Below are 18,641 nucleotides of genomic sequence, written 5' to 3'. Positions count from 1 at the left end.
TTATAAAGTGAAACGTTTTGAAAAAGTGCAGGAGCGAATTCAGAAATATTCGATTCGCAAATTGTCTGTCGGTGTGGGCTCAGTTGCCATTGCAGCTCTGATTTTTGGGAGCTCTTTGTCCAGTTCGACTGTTGCTGCGGATGAAGTTGGAGGCGGTGCGACTGCTCACTATACTTATGTTGAAGAGCAAGAGCTAACAGAGCAGGAAAAAGGTCTGATTAAGAAAGGTCTGCCTGAAAATCTGCAAACAGGGGAAAATTATTACTTGATTTATCGGAAGCAAGATGGGCAAACTGTCTTGCCGAGTACAGGAAATAACGGTCAGCCGCTTCTCGGCTTATTTGCGGGAACGGCTATTTTGGCTGTCTTGGTATTCTCACGAAAGAAATCTGGTAAGTTACTAGGAGTGCTTTTGCTAGGCAGCTTGGGACAGACTCTATTACAGTCTCCTCAAGCGTTTGCGCTAGAAAATCGGGAATTGCTTTCCTATAACCGTCAAGTTGCGGTTTCGTCAGCAGTTTCTGAAGCGGATGTGACTATTGCAGGCTATAACTATATCGGTTACTTTACAGCTTCTGATTTGCGTACTTTGACAGAGACCAAGCCAACCTCTTTGTCAGCTGGTCAAGAAGCTCAAGCGCAAGCAGAAGTGTCAGAAGCTGCAAAAGAGGATTCTGATTCTATTGATCGAGCTGCTCAAGCAGGGTTGCTGTATCAGCTGAATCCTGATGAAAGTGATTCTGGCCAGATAGGGAATCTTCCAACCCCAACTCCAGTTCCAAATCCTAGTCCAGCTTCTCAACCGTCAAATCCACCTATAGAAACGTCAAAAGGGGAAAGTTTACAAGAACCTGCCTCGCCAGAGTACAGCGGTGCTGTGAACGGTGAGTCGCTAGTTCAAGCGGAAACTCCAGTCTATACTGCCCCAGTTGGTACAGTTGGAGACACAGCCCCGGTTGAGCCAGCATTGCCAGAATATACAGGCGGCGTTAACGGCGAATCGCTAGTTCAAGCAGACAATCCAGTCTATGATGCTCCAGTAGCTACAGTTAGTGACACGGTTCCAGTTGAGCCCGCTTTGCCAGAATACACGGGTGGTGTTAACGGCGAATCGGCAGTTCAAGCAGACAATCCAGTCTATGATGCTCCAGTAGCTACAGTTAGTGATGTGGCTCCAGTTGAGCCAGCATTGCCAGAATACACAGGTGGCGTTAATGGTGAGTCAACAGTTCAGCCAGAACTGCCTAGTCTGCATACAGACATCAAGCTAGAAACGATTGAACCTCAAGTTGTCAACAAGACAGATGATAGCAAGTACCTTGATGAAGAGACCACTGTCGATGGAACTCCAGGACAAAAAGAAATTGTAACCAGCTATGAAGTCTTGGACGGTAATCGCATATCGGAGCCACAAACAACTGAAAGAATCTTGCATGAAGCAGTTGATACAGTGGTCACTCGGGGTAGCAAGGCTCGCATCAATAAAGAAGAATTGAGCAAGCAGCTAGCTTTAGCAGCGGCTGTTGATCCAGGAGTTTACACTAATCAATCCTACCAGCAGCTGCAAGCAATTAAGAATATGGCTGCGACGGTTTATCAAACTTCGTCAAGTCAAGATGAAGTAGATGCGGGTGTCAACCAACTTAAGCAGGCTTTGGCCGACTTATTGGCCCTTAAAGCAGCACCAACTCTGACTGTTTCAGCGGTTAAGAAGGATGAATTGCAGAAGTTAGTTCAGGTCCAATACCAGCTGACAGACAGAGATCAAGCCTTTACCAGTGCTCATGTTCGTCTGAAGAAGGATGGCCAGCTGATAGCAGAGCAGAACTTGGCGGCAGGCCAGCTGACTGCTAGCTTCAGTGGTTTGGACTATTATACTCCGTATAAGGTTGAGACGACTCTGTCCTATGACTTAGGAAATGGCCCTGAAAGTCAAGAATTAGCTCAAGAGACAGTCCAGCTTGATCTGAAGAAGGTGGAACTCAAGTCCATCACTAATGTCGCTTTGATGAAGGTTGAAAATGGCCAGACAAAATTGATGCCTACTCTGGCTGAGAAACCAGCAAATCTGGACCAATATTACCTGCACTTTACATCCGACCAGTTCAAGGACACTGTCCTGCCGGTTACCTCTATTGAGGAAGTGGTCGTTGATAACCAGCCTGTCTTTAAGATCCAGGCTCAGCTGCCAGACTTGCTGCAAAGAAGCGCAACTGGTCTTCAAAACAGCTTTGATTTCTATCTGGAAAAGGCCAAGAAACGTGAAGGAAATGTCTACTATGACTTCCAAGACCTCTTGGACGGCATCAAGGAAGATCCTTCGGGAACCTTTATTCTGGGCCGCAGTATCAGTGCCAAGCTGATTGACAAACCGGCCAACAGCAAGTCTTACCTGCCAGGTGAGTTCAAAGGTCAGCTGATTGGCGGTCAAAATGGCGAGCGCCATGCGATTTTAGACCTGGCGCATCCTTTATTTGATACGATTACTGGCGGAACGGTCAAGGATATTGACTTTAAGCGGGTCAATATGGTTTATCCAGATTCGCAAGCGGGCGATACTATTGCGACAATTGCTGCCCGCTTGAAGAATAAAGGAGTAATCGAAAATGTCAATGTCCAAGGATACTTGGAAGGAAGAGACCATATTGCCGGTCTGGTTAACAATATAGAAGGCCAATCTCGAGTTGAAAATGTCTCCTTTAAGGGTCAGATTAAGTCTAAAGGCGGAAATTCTGTAACAGCTGGTATCGCTGGAACCAACGCCATGTCCTTGGTGAAACGTGCCTACGTTGAAGCGGATATTTGGGTTAAGAGTGGCCAAAACGCAGGTATGCTGGTCGCTCAAAACTTCACTGACTATTCAGGTTCAGGCTGGGGTAATTGGGGCAGATTGATGCAATCAGTTGCCAAAGGTAAGTTGGAGGATGCAGGCTCAAGAAATGCGGCTGGTATCGCTGCTTCCATTTGGCCGTATGGAACTATCAATGACACAGTCAGCTATGCCACAGTAGTAAACGGTAAAGAGCTCTTTAGCTCAGATAATGAGATTACCGACGCTTGGATGGGGCAAAAACTCCAAAACCTTTTTGGTGTTCAGGGACACAGCTCTGGAACCAAGACAGGAAAAGATGCCAAGTTCCGCCGCTTGACAGAAGCTGAAGCGGAGCAAAAAGTCAAGAGCTATCGGATTACGGCTCTTGAACAAACCAGCGCAAATGAAGTAACAACTGAGAAGCTAAATGCTGCTATCCTGAGAACAAGTACTTATCAAGATAAACCAGGATACAAGGCAGAAAATGAACAGCTTTATCAGAACTTAGAGCGCTTTATGCCTTTCTACAATCAAGAGTTCTTGATTCATGAAGCCAATAAGCTGGTGGATGCTGGTAAGGCGGGCGACTTGTTGACCAAGAAAGTCCTATCTGTTCAAGCACTGAAGGGCAATCAGTTTGTTGCTGGCGGAACGGATGCAGATAAGATCTTAGTCCATTTTGAAGACGGAAGCAAGACTATCTACAATCTTCAAAATCAAGCACGATTTGAACAGACTGCTCTGCCGGAATATCAAATTGCAGAGCTTGGTACGGTCTACACTCCAAATCACTCAACCGCAGTCAAAGAAGACTTGCTGACTCAGCTGACTGAGAGCTTGAAGAGTTTTGAACTATACAGTGATGAAGTCTATCGTTCTGTTGGTTTGCCTAATGATAATGACAAGGTCAACAAAGTGAAGCGTCTCTTCTTGGATGAATCTCTGGCTGAGGTGAAAGCCAACTTGCAGGATATGCTTGGTAAGCTCCTGGCCAATGAATGGACAAGATTCCATGCTGACAATCCAGCAGCCAACGAAGCTCTGAAAGCTAAAATCGAAGAGAATAAGACGGCTATCATGCTCGGTCTGACCTATCTCAACCGTTATTACGATCTCAAGTTTGGCGACTACAACCTCAAGGAGCTGGTGCTCTTCAAACCAGACTTCTATGGTGAAAAAGTGCCATTGCTGGATCGCTTGATTAAGATTGGTCGTTCGACAGAAAATCAACTGAAAGGGGCAGATAATGTCAATATGTTTGCACGTCAGTTGAAGGCTGAGTCCAAGTCTAGTGATTTGGTGGCTTACTTGGATTACAACCGTCGCCTGCTGACTGACTTTGCGGATATGGATTCATGGTTCAAGGATGCAACCCGAGGCTTTATTCAGTTTGAAGAACGCCAGTCAGAAGTCGAGGAGATCAAGTCTGCTAAGTATCGCGTCTTTGATAACCTCAACTCTGAATATTTCAGCAACTATATCCTTCCGCTGCTAACCTTGAAAAATATGCGCTTAGCTATTCTGTCAAACTATAGCACGATGGCCTTTGTCAACAGAGACAAGCGCCGGTCATGGTCTGATGAACGATTTAATGCGCGCATCAAGGAAGTAGCGACCCAGCATCGAAATCACGTAGACACTTGGTACAAACTGCTCTCAGATGATATCAAGTCCAGAATGGTCAAGCAAAATGTAACGGCTGTATGGGATGGTTTTGATGTAGAAGGACGTGGCTGGATTGATGTCAACGGAAATGATAATAAGGGCAATCCTTATGCACCATCCCGCGAGTTCTTTAACCTAGTTGGTGGCAGAGCTGGTGGCTGGTACAAGTCAAATGGCTATGGCGCCCATGCTGCTGGTTCAATCCGTGTGAACTTCGAGGCCTTTGACCTCTTGACGGAATATGGTGTGTCCGTCTTCACGCACGAGCTTACCCACGTCAATGACAGAGATATTTATCTGGGCGGACATGGCAGACGACAAGGGATTGGACCAGAAGGCTATGCCCAAGGGATGCTCCAATCGCCTGTTCCTGATCAGCCAGGCTGGGGTGCTCTGGGTCTCAATATGGCCTTTGATCGTCCAAATAATGGTAGTCTCATTTTCAATAGCTCGCCAAGTCTCTTCAAGAACCGAGCAGACATCGACCACTATATGAAGGGCTATAATGATACTCTCATGCTGCTGGATTACCTTGAAGGTCAAGCAGTTGTGGATAAAGGAAATGCAGCAGCTGCTAAATGGTTCAAGAAGGTTGAGCCGAAGGTTGTAGATGCTCGGACTCAATATGATGTCGTGAGAGAGTTGACGGCAGAAGAGAAAGCGGCCATGTCAGTTTCATCTGTAGAGGACTTGGTTGACCAAGGTTTGCTGTCTAACCGTGCGGTTGACAATCGAACTTATAACCCTGCTGACTACGACTCTAGTTACATTGCGATCGACTTTATGACGGGTATCTATGGTGGTGGTCAAAACAATACTGGAGCGCCAGGTGCCTTGATGTTCAAGCATAATACTTTCAGAATCTGGGGTTACTATGGCTATGAGAAAGGTTTTGTAAGCTATGCTTCTAATAAACACCGTAAGACAGCCAATGAGCAAGGGGTGACTGGTTTGAGCGATAACTTTATCATCAAGCAAATTTCTGAAGGCGAATTTGAAACCATGGAAGCCTTCAAGAAAGCTTACTTCAGAAAAGTTGTGGATAAAGCACAAACCTCAGGTATTAAGCCAGTGACTGTCAACGGAAAAGTCTATCACACTTATGAAGAGTTGAAAGCTGGCTTTGCAGAAGCTGTTGACAAGGATTTGAAGAAGTCTCGTGTCGATGAACGCGCAACCAAGGACTTCAAGTACGCTGTCTTTACGCAATTACTCAAGAACACCAACAGCTTTATGGATGAAAACTCCATTTGGGGTTCCTAAGAAAAAGTGTCAGATTTGCTGCATGTGTAACTGCAGATAATGACCTTTAGCAATATGCAATCAATAACCCATTTGAATTTGCTCTGTTTGTGTCGTCACTGACGGTCTGATTCAGATGGGTTGTTTTGTTGTATAATGGCAAGTCAAAGTGCAGATTATCCCTATTTCTTATACAATATTTTTCAAAAAATCTGTCCCCGGACAGTTCCTGCTTTTAGGGCTTGCTGGGGGCTTTTTTTCCTGCTAAAATAAACACATGACACGTTATAAAGCTATTATTTCCTATGATGGTTATGGCTTTGCTGGTTTTCAGCGGCAGCCCCATGCCAGAAGTGTTCAGGAAGAGATTGAAAAGACCCTGACCCGTATCAATAAAGGCCAGCCTGTGGTGATTCATGGAGCAGGTCGGACTGACAGCGGTGTCCATGCTCTGGGACAAGTCCTGCATTTTGATTTACCGGAGGGACGGGATGAAGAGAAATTGCGTTTTGCCTTGGATACACAGACGCCAGAAGATATTGATTTTATCAGGGTGGAGCAGGTGTCGGACGATTTTCACTCTCGCTACAATAAGCACAGCAAAACCTATGAATTTTTGGTGGATATCGGCCGGCCCAAAAATCCTATGATGCGCCATTATGCCACGCATTATCCTTATCCGTTGGAGCTGGGTCTGATAGAAGAAGCGATTGCTCAGTTAGAGGGGACGCATGATTTTACTGGCTTTACGGCTTCTGGGACCAGCGTGGAAGACAAGGTTCGGACCATCACCGAGGCCAAGGTCCGCTATGATGCGGAGCGTAATTTTCTAGTCTTTACTTTTTCGGGCAATGGCTTTCTCTACAAGCAGATCCGCAATATGGTCGGTACCTTGCTCAAGATTGGCAACAAGCGCATGCCGGTGGAGCAGATTCAGAGGATTTTAGGGGAGAAAGACCGTCATCTGGCAGGGCCAACAGCTGGTCCAAACGGCCTCTATCTAAAGGGGATTCGTTATGAAGAATAAGTTGATTTTAGCCCTTTCGGGCAATGATATTTTCAGCGGCGGCGGACTGCACGCTGATTTGGCTACCTATACAGTCAATGGTCTGCATGGGTTTGTAGCTGTGACTTGCCTGACGGCGATGACTGACAAGGGATTTGAGGTCATTCCAGTTGAGGAAGAGGTTTTTGCCCAGCAGTTAGCCAGTCTCAAGGATGTTCCTTTTTCTGCTATTAAGATAGGACTTTTACCCAATCTGGAAATAGCAGAGCAAGCTCTGGCTTTTGTCAAGCAGCATGCGGATATACCAGTAGTGCTGGATCCTGTTCTGGTTTGCAAGGAAAATCATGACTTGGAAGTCAGTGCACTGAGAGAAGAAATCATCAAGTTCTTTCCTTATGTCAGCATCATCACACCAAATCTAGCAGAAGCTCAGCTATTAACCCAAAAAGAAATCAAAAGTCTGGAGGATATGCAGGCTGCAGCCAAGGAGCTCTATGATTTGGGGGCCAAGCATGTGGTGATTAAGGGCGGCAATCGCTTAAGCAAGGAGCGGGCAGTGGATGTTTACTATGACGGACGCGATTTTAAGGTCATGGAATCGCCAGTGCTGGCCAGCAACAATACCGGAGCAGGCTGCACATTTGCTTCCAGCATTGCCAGTCAGTTGCTTCTAGGCAAGTCTCCGCTTGCAGCAGTTCAAATTTCTAAAGATTTTGTTTATCGAGCGATTCAGCGCTCAGATCAATATGGGGTAGTTCAGTATGAGAAATCATCAAGTTAAAAAATTAGTTATCTTAGCTTTTATCACAGCTCTATCTGTGGTTTTGGGGAATTTTATGAAAATCCCAACGGCGACAGGATTTTTGACACTGCTGGATGCAGGGATTTATTTTACAGCATTCTATTTTGGCCGCAAGGAAGCGGCTATTGTCGGAGGCCTTTCAGGCTTTTTGATTGATATGGTTGCTGGCTATCCCCAGTGGATGATTTTCAGTCTGATTTGCCATGGTCTTCAAGGTTTCTTTGCTGGCTTTGAGGGCAAGAAACGTTACCTTGGGCTGGTCTTGGCTGCAGTAGCTATGGTCGGTGGCTATGCCCTCTTTGGTAGTATCATGAATGGTGTCGGGGCTGCCCTAGCCGAAATCTTAAGTAATTTTATGCAGAATGCTTTTGGTTTAGCGGTCGGTTTTGCTCTTTACAAGGCCTTCCCAGAGAGTTTGAAAAAGACAGTCACAGTGAAATAAGTGAGGTGAGAGAGACATGGACTTAGCTAAGATTGGAGCAGACACTCGTCAGATTCTTCTAGATGTTTTGGACAAGGCTGCCTTGGTCGAGGGAGATATTTTTGTTCTGGGTCTATCCTCTAGTGAGGTTGTCGGAGGACATATCGGTCAGAATTCCAGTCTGGAAGTCGGACAGGTCATTGTCAAAACCATACTGGATATCTTAGAAGAGAAGGATATCTTTCTGGCAGTTCAGGGATGTGAGCATCTCAATCGGGCCCTCGTAGTCGAAAGAGCCTTGGCGAACAAGAAGGATTTGGAGATAGTCAATGTTCTGCCTACTCTTCATGCTGGAGGCAGCGGTCAGCTAGCAGCTTTCCAATACATGAAGGATCCTGTCGAGGTGGAGTTTATCGTTGCTCAGGCGGGGCTGGACATTGGCGATACTGCTATCGGCATGCATGTCAAGCACGTGCAGATTCCTATCCGACCGATTCTCAAGGAATTGGGAGCTGCCCATGTCACGGCTTTAGCCAGCCGTCCCAAGCTAATCGGCGGCGCCAGAGCGGCCTATATAGAGGATAAAATCAGGAAGGGATAAAAGGAAAAATAATTTTGAAAAAAACTCTAATTATGCTATAATGGGTTGTATTCAATAAATTTTAAGGAGAAATGACAGAATGTCTGTATCATTTGAAAACAAAGAAACAAATCGCGGTCTTTTGACTTTTAGCATCAGTCAAGAGAAAATCAAGCCTGCCTTGGACCGTGTATTTAAGTCAGTAAAAAAAGATATTGCTGTACCAGGTTTCCGTAAAGGTCGCCTTCCACGTGCTATCTTCAACCAACGCTTTGGTGAAGAAGCCCTCTACCAAGATGCTTTGAACGCTCTTCTTCCAGAAGCATACGAAGCGGCTGTCAAAGAAGCGGGTATCGAAGTAGTTGCTCAGCCTCAGTTTGATGTAGAGTCTATGGAAAAAGGTCAAGACTGGGTCATCAAAGCTGAAGTAGTCACTAAGCCAGAAGTTAAGCTGGGTGCTTACAAAGACTTGGAAGTAACTGTTGAAGCTACTAAAGAAGTGACTGACGCTGAAGTAGATGAGCGCATTGAGCGTGAGCGCAACAACTTGGCTGAGTTGGTTCTCAAAGAAGGTCCAGCAGCTGACGGTGATACAGTTGTGATTGACTTTGTTGGTTCTGTCGACGGCGTTGAATTTGACGGCGGCAAGGGTGATAACTTCTCACTTGGACTGGGCAGCGGTCAATTCATCCCAGGATTTGAAGAGCAGTTGGTTGGCCACAGTGCAGGTGAAACAGTGGATGTTGTCGTAACCTTCCCAGAAGACTACCAAGCAGAAGACTTGGCAGGCAAGGAAGCTAAGTTTGTGACAACTATTCACGAAGTTAAAGAAAAAGAAGTTCCAGCATTGGACGATGAACTTGCAAAAGATATCGACGAAGAAGTGGAAACTCTTGACGAGCTGAAAGAAAAGTACCGCAAAGAATTGTCAGAAGCTAAGGAAACAGCTTATAAGGATGCGGTAGAAGCAGCAGCTATTGATCAAGCAGTAGCAAATGCGGAAATCGTTGACTTGCCAGCAGAAATGGTCCACGAAGAAGTACACCGCGCTGTTAATGAATTCTTGGGTAATATGCAACGCCAAGGAATCTCACCTGACATGTACTTCCAAATCACTGGAACTACTCAGGAAGACCTGCACAAGCAATACGAAGCAGATGCTGAGTCACGCACTAAGACAAACCTTGTCGTAGAAGCTGTTGCTAAGGCAGAAGGTTTTGAAGCTAGTGCAGAAGAAATCGAAGCTGAAGTAACTTCATTGGCTACAGACTACAACATGGAAGTAGAACGTGTTCGTCAATTGCTGTCAGAAGATATGCTGAAACACGACATTGCTATCAAGAAAGCTGTTGAAGTGATTACAAGCACTGCGAAAGTGAAATAAAGATGAAAGAGGCAAGATATGATTCTTGCCTCCTTTTTTTAGAAAACAAGAGGCAAATCTGCTATAATAATAGTATATAGTTGAAAGGAAAGCTGGCTCTGTCGCTAGTCCATAGAACTCGTGAAGGAGGTCGAGCATGAAAAGCAGTAAAAAATCTTATCTGAAGCTAAGCTTGCTTCTTATCTTTTTTATTTTCTATTGGCTAATAGTCAATCTTTTATTTCATAATACAGGGCTTTTTTGGCTCCTTTTATTAGCTGGCATTGCCCTGACCGTAATTGCTAAGAACTACCGCAAACTTTCAAAAAGGGACTGGATAACAGCTATTATTCTGGGATTTTTAGCGGTCTTCTCGAATCCTATTTTTGCTGCTTTGACTGTCCTGACTTATCTGGCTAGCAGTCTTTTATTGAAGGAAAAGGAAAAATTCAGCACTCTTTTAAAACTTGATAGTCCGAAACAAGCAGCTCTTGCTTTGATTTTGGGACTTCTTGTGGGATTTGTGCTGGGGTTTTTAAATCTCGCTTCGGCCCACAAGCCTATCAGTCTACCAGGCTCTTTTCCTATTCAGGCTGTCCTAGATGCTCTCCGCGCAGGTGTATTTGAAGAAGTGGCTTTTAGACTATTTTTCTTTGCTATTATCTTTTATCTGACTAAAAAAGATACTTTTTCAAAAATGGAGAATATGCTAGTTTATGGTATTCTGACCTTGCCTCATACTCTGATTCACTTTAGTTTGGAAAAATTTGATATAGGAAGCGTCGTTATTCTTAGTCTTGTTTTCGGCTTGCCTTTTGCTTTTTTGCTTCGGAAACAGGGGCTCTACAGCGCCATAACAGCCCATGCTGTAGTTGATTTGCTTAGATTCGTTTTTTTAGGAATTTGAAAAATTTTAACTTAAAATATAAATGGTAACCCTTTGACTATTTTTGGAAATTAGCGTAAAATAGTAAGGAAAGACAAAAAAGGAGAAAAGCCTTGGAATTAGAAGTATTTGCTGGACAGGAAAAAAGTGAGCTTTCTATGATTGAAGTGGCGCGTGCCATTTTGGAAGCCCGCGGCCGCGATCATGAGATGTATTTTAATGATCTGGTCAATGAGATTCAAAACTACCTGGAAAAATCAAACAGTGAGATTCGCGATGCTCTGCCTTTATTCTACACAGAACTCAATGTAGACGGCAGCTTTATTCCGCTGGGAGATAATAAATGGGGCCTGCGTTCATGGTATGCCATCGACGAAGTGGATGAAGAGATCATCGCCTTGGAAGAGACTGATGAGGACGACGCACCTAAGAAACGTAAGAAGAAACGCGTCAATGCCTTTATGGATGGCGACGAGGATGCCATTGACTACAGCGATGACGATCCAGAAGATGAGGACGGCTACGAAGCAGATCCAGCTCTCTCATACGATGAGGAAAATCCAGACGATGAGAAGAATGAAGTGGAAGCTTACGATGCTGAAATCAACGAAATCGCTCCGGATGATCTAGGTGAAGAAGTCGAACTCAACGAAGAAGATGACGACTACTCTGACGAAGACACGGAGACCGAAGAGGAAGAATAAATCAACCAAAAGAAACAAGGGATTTCGTTCCTTGTTTCTTTTGATATTCCTTGAAATATGAGTTCGGAAGGTGTAGAATACTAATAAAATTTAATAAAGAAAAGATGGAGGTATGCTGCTATGAAATTTGTCATTGATAAGAGTCTGGGTGAACTAGGCATAAAAAGTGTTGTTATCGGGATTGCCAAGAATGTCAATCCGCATGCAGAACTGTCTGCCTCATTTCTAAAAAAGAAAAAGGAAATGGAAGACTGGGCTCTGGCCTGTGACTTGGATGAGGTGCTTGAGTCGCCAGTAGTTCAAGGTTATATAGACATACTCCAGCGCGTAGGTCGCAGTGTCAAGAAAAATCCTCCGACGGTTCCCGCTCTGATTCGCAATATCCAGCACCGAGGCTCGCTCCCTCGTATTAATAGCATTATTGATATTTATAATGTCGAAGCCCTACATTCTCTACTGGCTATTGGTGGGCATGATTTTGATAAGATTGATGGTCAGATAGAATTTACCGTAAGCCAGAAGGAAGATGTTTTTCTGCCTATTTTGTCCAAGGAGAAGCATGTTGCCAAGACGGACTATGTCTATCGGGATGCCAAAGGCATTTTGGCTTGGCTGGATGTTCGCGACAGCGAGTATTATAAGTTTGATGAGGACACCAAGGACGCCATTTTCATTATTCAGGGAAATGCCAACACCTCTGTCGAAATGCGTCTGGAAGCCTTGGAGCGAATCCGTCACGATTTAGCAGAGTCCATGCCTGATTTAGAATTTGAAACACATGTTATCAGTATTGGTGAGAATGAATGAAAACCGACTGAAAATATTTGACAATTTTTTAGGTTTGCGATATCATACTGTTCGGGCACCTCTTTTAGAGGTCAGAGCTTCCTGTTTTCAGGGAGCTATTTTTCTTTTTCAGACAGATTACGGAAAATCCTCCTCTAGATAAGTTTCCAGCAACGACGTGGTTGCTAGAATGAATTGTTTTATGAAAAGGAGCATGTATGTCAACTAAATATATTTTTGTCACCGGTGGTGTAGTTTCTTCTATCGGGAAAGGGATTGTGGCAGCTAGCTTGGGCCGGCTTTTGAAGAATCGAGGCCTCAAGGTTACGATTCAGAAGTTTGACCCTTATATCAACATTGATCCCGGCACCATGAGCCCTTACCAGCATGGGGAAGTGTTTGTCACAGATGATGGAGCCGAGACGGATCTGGATTTGGGGCATTATGAGCGTTTTATTGACATCAATCTCAATAAATACTCCAATGTCACCACTGGTAAAATCTATAGCGAAGTCCTGCGCAAGGAACGTAAAGGCGAGTATCTGGGGGCAACGGTCCAAGTCATTCCGCATATTACGGATGCTCTCAAGGACAAGATCAAGCGGGCTGCACGGACGACGGACTCGGATGTGATTATCACCGAGGTCGGTGGCACAGTGGGGGATATCGAGTCTCTTCCTTTCTTAGAAGCTTTGCGCCAGATGAAGGCGGACGTCGGTGCAGATAATGTCATGTATATCCATACGACCCTCCTGCCCTATCTCAAGGCAGCCGGTGAAATGAAGACCAAGCCGACTCAGCATTCTGTCAAAGAGTTGCGCGGTTTGGGGATTCAGCCTAATATGCTGGTCATCCGCACAGAGAAGCCAGCTGGACAAAACATCAAAAATAAACTGGCTCAATTCTGTGATGTGGCGCCGGAGGCGGTCATTGAGTCGCTAGATGTGGAGCATCTTTACCAAATTCCTCTCAATTTGCAGGCGCAAAAGATGGACCAAATCGTCTGTGACCATCTGAAGCTGGATGTGCCGGCAGCGGATATGACGGAGTGGTCAGCTATGGTAGAAAAAGTGATGAACCTGAAAAAGCAAGTACGTATTGCTCTGGTCGGTAAGTATGTCGAGTTGCCAGATGCCTATATTTCAGTTGTCGAAGCGCTCAAGCATGCCGGCTATGCCAATGATGCAGATGTTAAGATTGACTGGATTGATGCGAATCAGGTAACAGCCGAAAACGCAGCAGATCTTCTTGGAAGTGCAGATGGAATTATCGTTCCGGGTGGCTTTGGTCAGAGAGGAACTGAGGGTAAGATTCAGGCAATCCGCTATGCGCGTGAGCAGGATGTTCCTATGTTGGGGATTTGCTTGGGTATGCAGCTAACCTGTGTTGAATTCGCCCGTCACGTCCTTGGGCTGGCAGATGCCAACTCAGCGGAGCTCAATCCAGACACAACGTATCCGATTATTGACCTCATGCGTGATCAGATTGATGTCGAAGACTTGGGTGGAACGCTGAGATTGGGGCTCTATCCTTCTAAGCTTAAGAGTGGCTCTAAGGCAGCAGCGGCTTACGACTATCAAGAAGTCGTGCAGCGCCGTCACCGTCATCGCTATGAGTTTAACAATGCTTTCCGTGAGCAGTTTGAGGCGGCTGGATTTATATTTTCAGGAGTTTCACCAGACAATCGCTTGGTCGAAATAGTAGAAATCCCAGAAAATAAATTCTTCGTAGCCTGTCAGTATCACCCAGAGCTTTCCAGCCGACCGAACCGACCTGAAGGTCTTTATACGGCCTTTGTCACAGTAGCGGTAGAAAAGAGTCAGGAGAGATAGACTTGCTTTTTCTAGGATAAGCGATTTTTCTAGAGAAATGTTATAATGAAAAACAAAAGGAGGCAAGAAGATGTTTTTGAATATTTTAGCTAGTATTCGTACTAATAATTTTCAAGATGAGCATTGTATAGAAAAAATCCAAGCTCTCTGGCAGGAACAAGAGGGAGCTGTGAAAGAAGCTTTTGCCCAAGGGGAGCCGGTTTATGCTGTCTATCATGACTATGCTAGTGATTACAAAGGAGACTATAGTCTCTCTATCTGCCGTTTGACAGATGGGGAAGTCTATGATTTTGACACATCCGAGCAGACCTATCAAGTATTTGAGGCTGATAAGGAGGATCCGCAAGCGATTCTTCATGCTTGGCAGAGGATTTGGCAGGCAGAAGAAACAGGTGAGCTTCATCGAGATTATACTATTGACTTTGAAAAATACGATCCCGACCAAACGGTGGCTGTCTTTGTTGCGACTCATCAGCACTGAGTTTTCTGTGTCCCTGCCTTAGCTTCATTTTCGCTTAGATTTCCTAGATTTGCTGATTGAGTAGAAAGTTGATTTTTTGAAATAAAGTCAAAAATTTTCTTGACAAGCCTTAGCTGTCCTGTTATACTAGTAAGGTACTCAATCGCGGGGATGGCGGAATTGGCAGACGCGCAGGACTAAGGATCCTGTGACCGCTTTAGGTCGTGAGGGTTCAAGTCCCTCTCTCCGCATTAAGTAAGCTGACTTCGGTCAGCTTTTTCTTTTTGCAATAGAAACGCTTAAAAAGGCTAAGTGTCTACCTGCAATTCTTTAAAATTTCAGGAAAAACTAGCAATTTTAGTGAAAAAGTGATAAAATAAACAATGTAAGTGGTTTAACCACAAAAAATAAGAGGAGGCCTGATAAGAATGGCAATCGTTTCAGCAGAAAAATTTGTCCAAGCAGCTCGTGACAATGGTTACGCAGTTGGTGGATTCAACACAAACAACCTTGAGTGGACTCAAGCTATCCTGCGTGCGGCAGAAGCAAAGAAAGCACCAGTGCTTATCCAAACTTCAATGGGTGCTGCTAAATACATGGGTGGCTACAAAGTTGCTCGTAACTTGATCGCTAACCTTGTAGAATCAATGGGCATCACTGTACCAGTTGCGATTCACTTGGACCATGGTCACTACGAAGATGCACTTGAGTGTATCGAAGTTGGTTACACTTCTATCATGTTTGATGGTTCACACCTTCCAGTAGAAGAAAACCTTAAATTGGCTAAAGATGTTGTTGAAAAAGCACACGCTAAAGGTATCTCAGTAGAAGCTGAAGTTGGTACTATCGGTGGTGAAGAAGACGGTATCATCGGTAAGGGAGAATTGGCTCCAATCGAAGACGCTAAAGCAATGGTTGAAACTGGAATCGACTTCTTGGCTGCAGGTATCGGTAACATCCACGGCCCTTACCCAGCAAACTGGGAAGGTCTTGACCTTGACCACTTGAAGAAATTGACAGAAGCTCTTCCAGGCTTCCCAATTGTATTGCACGGTGGTTCAGGTATTCCTGATGATCAAATCCAAGCAGCTATCAAACTTGGTGTTGCGAAAGTTAACGTTAACACTGAATGCCAAATCGCATTCGCTAACGCAACTCGTAAATTTGCTCGTGACTACGAAGCAAACGAAGCAGAATACGACAAGAAGAAACTCTTCGACCCACGTAAATTCTTGGCTGACGGTATAAAAGCTATCCAAGCATCAGTTGAAGAACGTATCGATGTATTCGGTTCAGAAGGTAAAGCTTAAGAAGCTTGATATATTTTTAAAAAAGTTTATCCGAAAGGATAAGCTTTTTTGTATTATGATAATTGGACAAGTAAAGAATAAATAATATTTTTCTTACAATCTAATAAAAAAATCTTGACAGATTAGATGATGAGGAGTAAAATATTAACCAGTTAATTAACCGGTTAATTAGTTTAGTAAGTTGTTAAAAATTGAGTTTCTGCTATATTTTATAGAAAAAAATATTTAGATGATTTCTTTGGGGGTATATTATGAGTTAATTGTAAATTGTGATAAGTTTTAGCGAATTCTATGTAATCAAAAAAGAAAGTGATATCCAATGGAAAAAAATAAGAAATACTTAACAGGAATTGTTGTCATTGCTACTGTGGGTCTTTTTGCTCATCAGTTAGGTTATTATCAGGCAAACAGTTCGATTAAAAAATCCAATCGAGTTAGCTATATTGATGGTAAGCAAGGTGTTCAAAAGTCTGAGGAGTTAACGCCTGACGAAGTAAGCAAAAAAGAGGGGATTAACGCGGAGCAGATTGTTATCAAAATTACTGATCAGGGTTATGTCACTTCTCATGGTGATCACTATCATTATTATAATGGGAAAGTTCCATATGATGCTATTTTCAGCGAAGATCTTTTGATGAAAGATCCCAACTATCAACTTAGGACTGAGGATATTGTCAATGAAGTCAAGGGTGGATATGTTATCAAGGTTAATGGCCAATATTATGTTTATCTGAAAGATGTAGCTCGCGCGGATAATATTCGCAGTAAGGAAGAGATTAATCGTCAAAAGCAGGAACATGGTCATAATATTACGAAAATAAGCAATGAAGTAGCAGCAGCTAGAGCTCAAGGCCGTTATACAACAGATGATGGCTATGTTTTTAATGCTTCAGACATTATTGAGGATACGGGAGATGCGTATATTGTACCTCATGGTAATCATTTTCACTATATCCCAAAGAGTGATTTGTCGCCTAGTGAGCTAGCTGCAGCTCAAGCTTACCTATCAGGTAGAGGAAAAGTAGCTAGTACTGTAGTCAGCCGTTCGTATAATAATGGAAGCAGTGGCTGGATACAGACACAACCTACTTTTACTCAAATTTCAAACAACTATCAACCGAGTCAAGGAGAAGATGTTAAGAGTCTCCTTCAGCAACTTTATAATCTTCCACTTAGTCAGCGTCATGTTGAATCAGATGGCTTGATCTTTGATCCAGCACAAATTACTAGTCGAACACAAAATGGAGTAGCAGTGCCGCATGGTAATCATTATCACTTTATTCCTTATACACAAATGTCGGCATTGGAAGAAAAGCTTGCTCGGACAATTCCTCTTATAAGTCAGCCTAATAAACCTATGTTAGGATTGACACCTTATAGACCTATACCAACTCCGATACTAACTCCATCTCAACCAGCTTTAAAACCGATTCTTCCTCCAAAGTTAAATTTGGAACATGCGGATTCATTGGATAAGGATTTAATCCAGCAGGTCGTTAGGAAAATAGCTGACGGTTATGTGCTAGAGGATAAAGGAGTGTCCCGCTATCTTTTAGCTAAAGACTTGCCTAAAGAGATTATTACAGCGATTGAAAATAAATTGGCGAAGCAGAAAAGCATGTCTCATGTCCTGCAAGCTAAGAAAGAATCAGTTGAACCGAAAAATCAAGAATTTTACGATAAAGTATATGGTCTTCTGACTCAGGCTCATCAGCAATTACTAGAAAATAAGGGACGTTTGTCAGATTTTCAAGTCTTGGATGATTTAGTGAAGCGTTTGAATGATGAAACAAGTGATAAGGTGCAATTAATTGATGACTTATTAGCATTTCTTGCGCCTATCAATCATCCAGAACGTCTCGGCAAAGCAAATTCACAAATTGAGTATACTGAAACCGAAGTTCGAGTAGCCCAGCTGGCTGACAAATATACGACATCTGATGGATATATCTTTGATGCCCGGGATATTATCAGCGACGAAGGAGATGCTTATGTGACCCCTCATATGGGACACAGTCACTGGATAGGAAAAGATAGTCTTTCAGCTAAAGAAAAAGCAGCTGCTCAGGCGTATACTAAAGAAAAAGGTCTTCTTCCACCTGCACCAACAGATGATTCCAAAGCCAATCCAAGTGGAGAAAGTGCGGCTGCTATCTACGAACGTGTTCAAGGAGAGAAACGAATACCGCTCGTTCGTCTGCCTTACAATGTTGAGCATACTGTAGCAGTAAAAAATGGTAATCTGATTATCCCTCATAAGGATCACTACCACAACATCAAATTTGCTTGGTTCGATGATAAGACTTACCGAGCTCCTAATGGCTATACATTAGAGGATTTATTTGCAACTATCAAGTATTATGTTGAACATCCAGATGAGCGACCACAGTCTAGCGATGGATGGGGGAATACAAGTGATCATGTTTTAGGTAAAAAAGATGACAAGGAGGATGCTGTTAGCCCAGAGAAACCTCAAGAAGAAGTTGAAGAGGAAACACCAACTGAGCCAGAAGTACCTCAAGTTGAAACTGCTAAAGTAGAAGCTAAGTTGCAAGAGGCGGAAGACTTACTTGAAAAGACGACGGATCCAAGTTTGAAATCCAATGCAACTGAGACCTTAACAGGATTGCGAAATAATCTTAATTTAGGGACTATGGATAATAATAACATCATGGCAGAAGTAGAAAAAATGCTAGCCTTGCTGCAATCTGCTTCTTCAGCTTCTGTGTCAAGTACAGAAGTAACTGATTAGCTGAGGTGAAGGAGTATTGT

13 protein-coding genes and 1 tRNA gene are annotated in these 18,641 nt (G+C 43.7%); all 14 read left to right on the top strand.

The features are described 5' to 3' along the window. The first annotated feature begins 7 nt into the window (after window positions 1-7). The 14 genes from K1J09_RS06375 (at window position 8) to K1J09_RS06310 (ending at window position 18,621) form a co-directional block, all read left to right on the top strand. A complete protein-coding gene (locus K1J09_RS06375; RefSeq protein ID WP_223323552.1) occupies window positions 8-5,740 on the top strand; it encodes a ZmpA/ZmpB/ZmpC family metallo-endopeptidase in 5,733 nt (1,910 codons plus the stop codon). A 256-nt stretch (window positions 5,741-5,996) separates the two neighbouring features. Further along, window positions 5,997-6,746 carry a tRNA pseudouridine(38-40) synthase TruA gene (gene truA / locus K1J09_RS06370; RefSeq protein ID WP_223323550.1) on the top strand — a complete coding sequence of 250 codons (750 nt, stop codon included), beginning with the start codon at window positions 5,997-5,999 and terminating at the stop codon, window positions 6,744-6,746. After that, a complete protein-coding gene (locus K1J09_RS06365) occupies window positions 6,736-7,506 on the top strand; it encodes a bifunctional hydroxymethylpyrimidine kinase/phosphomethylpyrimidine kinase (protein WP_223323548.1) in 771 nt (256 codons plus the stop codon). The genes truA and K1J09_RS06365 overlap by 11 nt, the downstream gene beginning before the upstream one ends. After that, window positions 7,487-7,969, top strand: coding sequence for an ECF transporter S component (locus K1J09_RS06360; RefSeq protein ID WP_223323546.1), 483 nt, complete (start codon window positions 7,487-7,489; stop codon window positions 7,967-7,969). Before K1J09_RS06365 ends, K1J09_RS06360 begins: the two co-directional genes overlap by 20 nt. 16 nt (window positions 7,970-7,985) lie before the next feature. Then, entirely contained in the window at window positions 7,986-8,549 is a 564-nt protein-coding gene (locus K1J09_RS06355; protein WP_223323545.1) for a TIGR01440 family protein, read from the top strand. 79 nt (window positions 8,550-8,628) lie between these two features. Beyond that, window positions 8,629-9,912 (top strand): trigger factor, encoded by a 1,284-nt coding sequence (gene tig, locus K1J09_RS06350; RefSeq protein WP_125378246.1) that lies wholly within the window; start codon window positions 8,629-8,631, stop codon window positions 9,910-9,912. A 136-nt stretch (window positions 9,913-10,048) separates the two neighbouring features. Next, window positions 10,049-10,798: a CPBP family glutamic-type intramembrane protease gene (locus K1J09_RS06345; RefSeq protein WP_011837485.1), complete on the top strand. Its 750-nt coding sequence runs from the start codon at window positions 10,049-10,051 to the stop codon at window positions 10,796-10,798. 92 nt (window positions 10,799-10,890) lie between these two features. Then, a complete protein-coding gene (gene rpoE, locus K1J09_RS06340) occupies window positions 10,891-11,481 on the top strand; it encodes a DNA-directed RNA polymerase subunit delta (RefSeq protein ID WP_002898937.1) in 591 nt (196 codons plus the stop codon). Window positions 11,482-11,601: 120 nt separating this feature from the next. Then, complete coding sequence (locus K1J09_RS06335) at window positions 11,602-12,288, top strand: B3/B4 domain-containing protein (RefSeq protein WP_223323543.1); 687 nt, start codon at window positions 11,602-11,604, stop codon at window positions 12,286-12,288. Between the two features lie 197 nt (window positions 12,289-12,485). Beyond that, window positions 12,486-14,099: a CTP synthase gene (locus K1J09_RS06330; RefSeq protein WP_223323541.1), complete on the top strand. Its 1,614-nt coding sequence runs from the start codon at window positions 12,486-12,488 to the stop codon at window positions 14,097-14,099. Between the two features lie 70 nt (window positions 14,100-14,169). Beyond that, the gene (locus K1J09_RS06325; RefSeq protein WP_049547625.1) at window positions 14,170-14,580 is read left to right on the top strand and encodes a GyrI-like domain-containing protein; all 411 of its coding nucleotides are present in this window, start codon (window positions 14,170-14,172) and stop codon (window positions 14,578-14,580) included. Between the two features lie 144 nt (window positions 14,581-14,724). Beyond that, a tRNA-Leu gene (locus K1J09_RS06320) sits at window positions 14,725-14,810 on the top strand. A 177-nt stretch (window positions 14,811-14,987) separates the two neighbouring features. Continuing rightward, the gene (locus K1J09_RS06315; protein ID WP_223323539.1) at window positions 14,988-15,869 is read left to right on the top strand and encodes a class II fructose-bisphosphate aldolase; all 882 of its coding nucleotides are present in this window, start codon (window positions 14,988-14,990) and stop codon (window positions 15,867-15,869) included. Between the two features lie 319 nt (window positions 15,870-16,188). After that, on the top strand, window positions 16,189-18,621 hold the full coding sequence (locus K1J09_RS06310) for a pneumococcal-type histidine triad protein (RefSeq protein ID WP_223323537.1): 2,433 nt from the start codon (window positions 16,189-16,191) through the stop codon (window positions 18,619-18,621). The last annotated feature ends 20 nt before the right edge of the window (window positions 18,622-18,641 follow it).

It is taken from the genome of Streptococcus sanguinis (assembly GCF_019928825.1).
GTDB lineage: Bacteria > Bacillota > Bacilli > Lactobacillales > Streptococcaceae > Streptococcus > Streptococcus sanguinis_L.
Note: the sequence above shows the minus strand (reverse complement) of the source record. Positions and strands in the feature narration are given on the sequence as shown.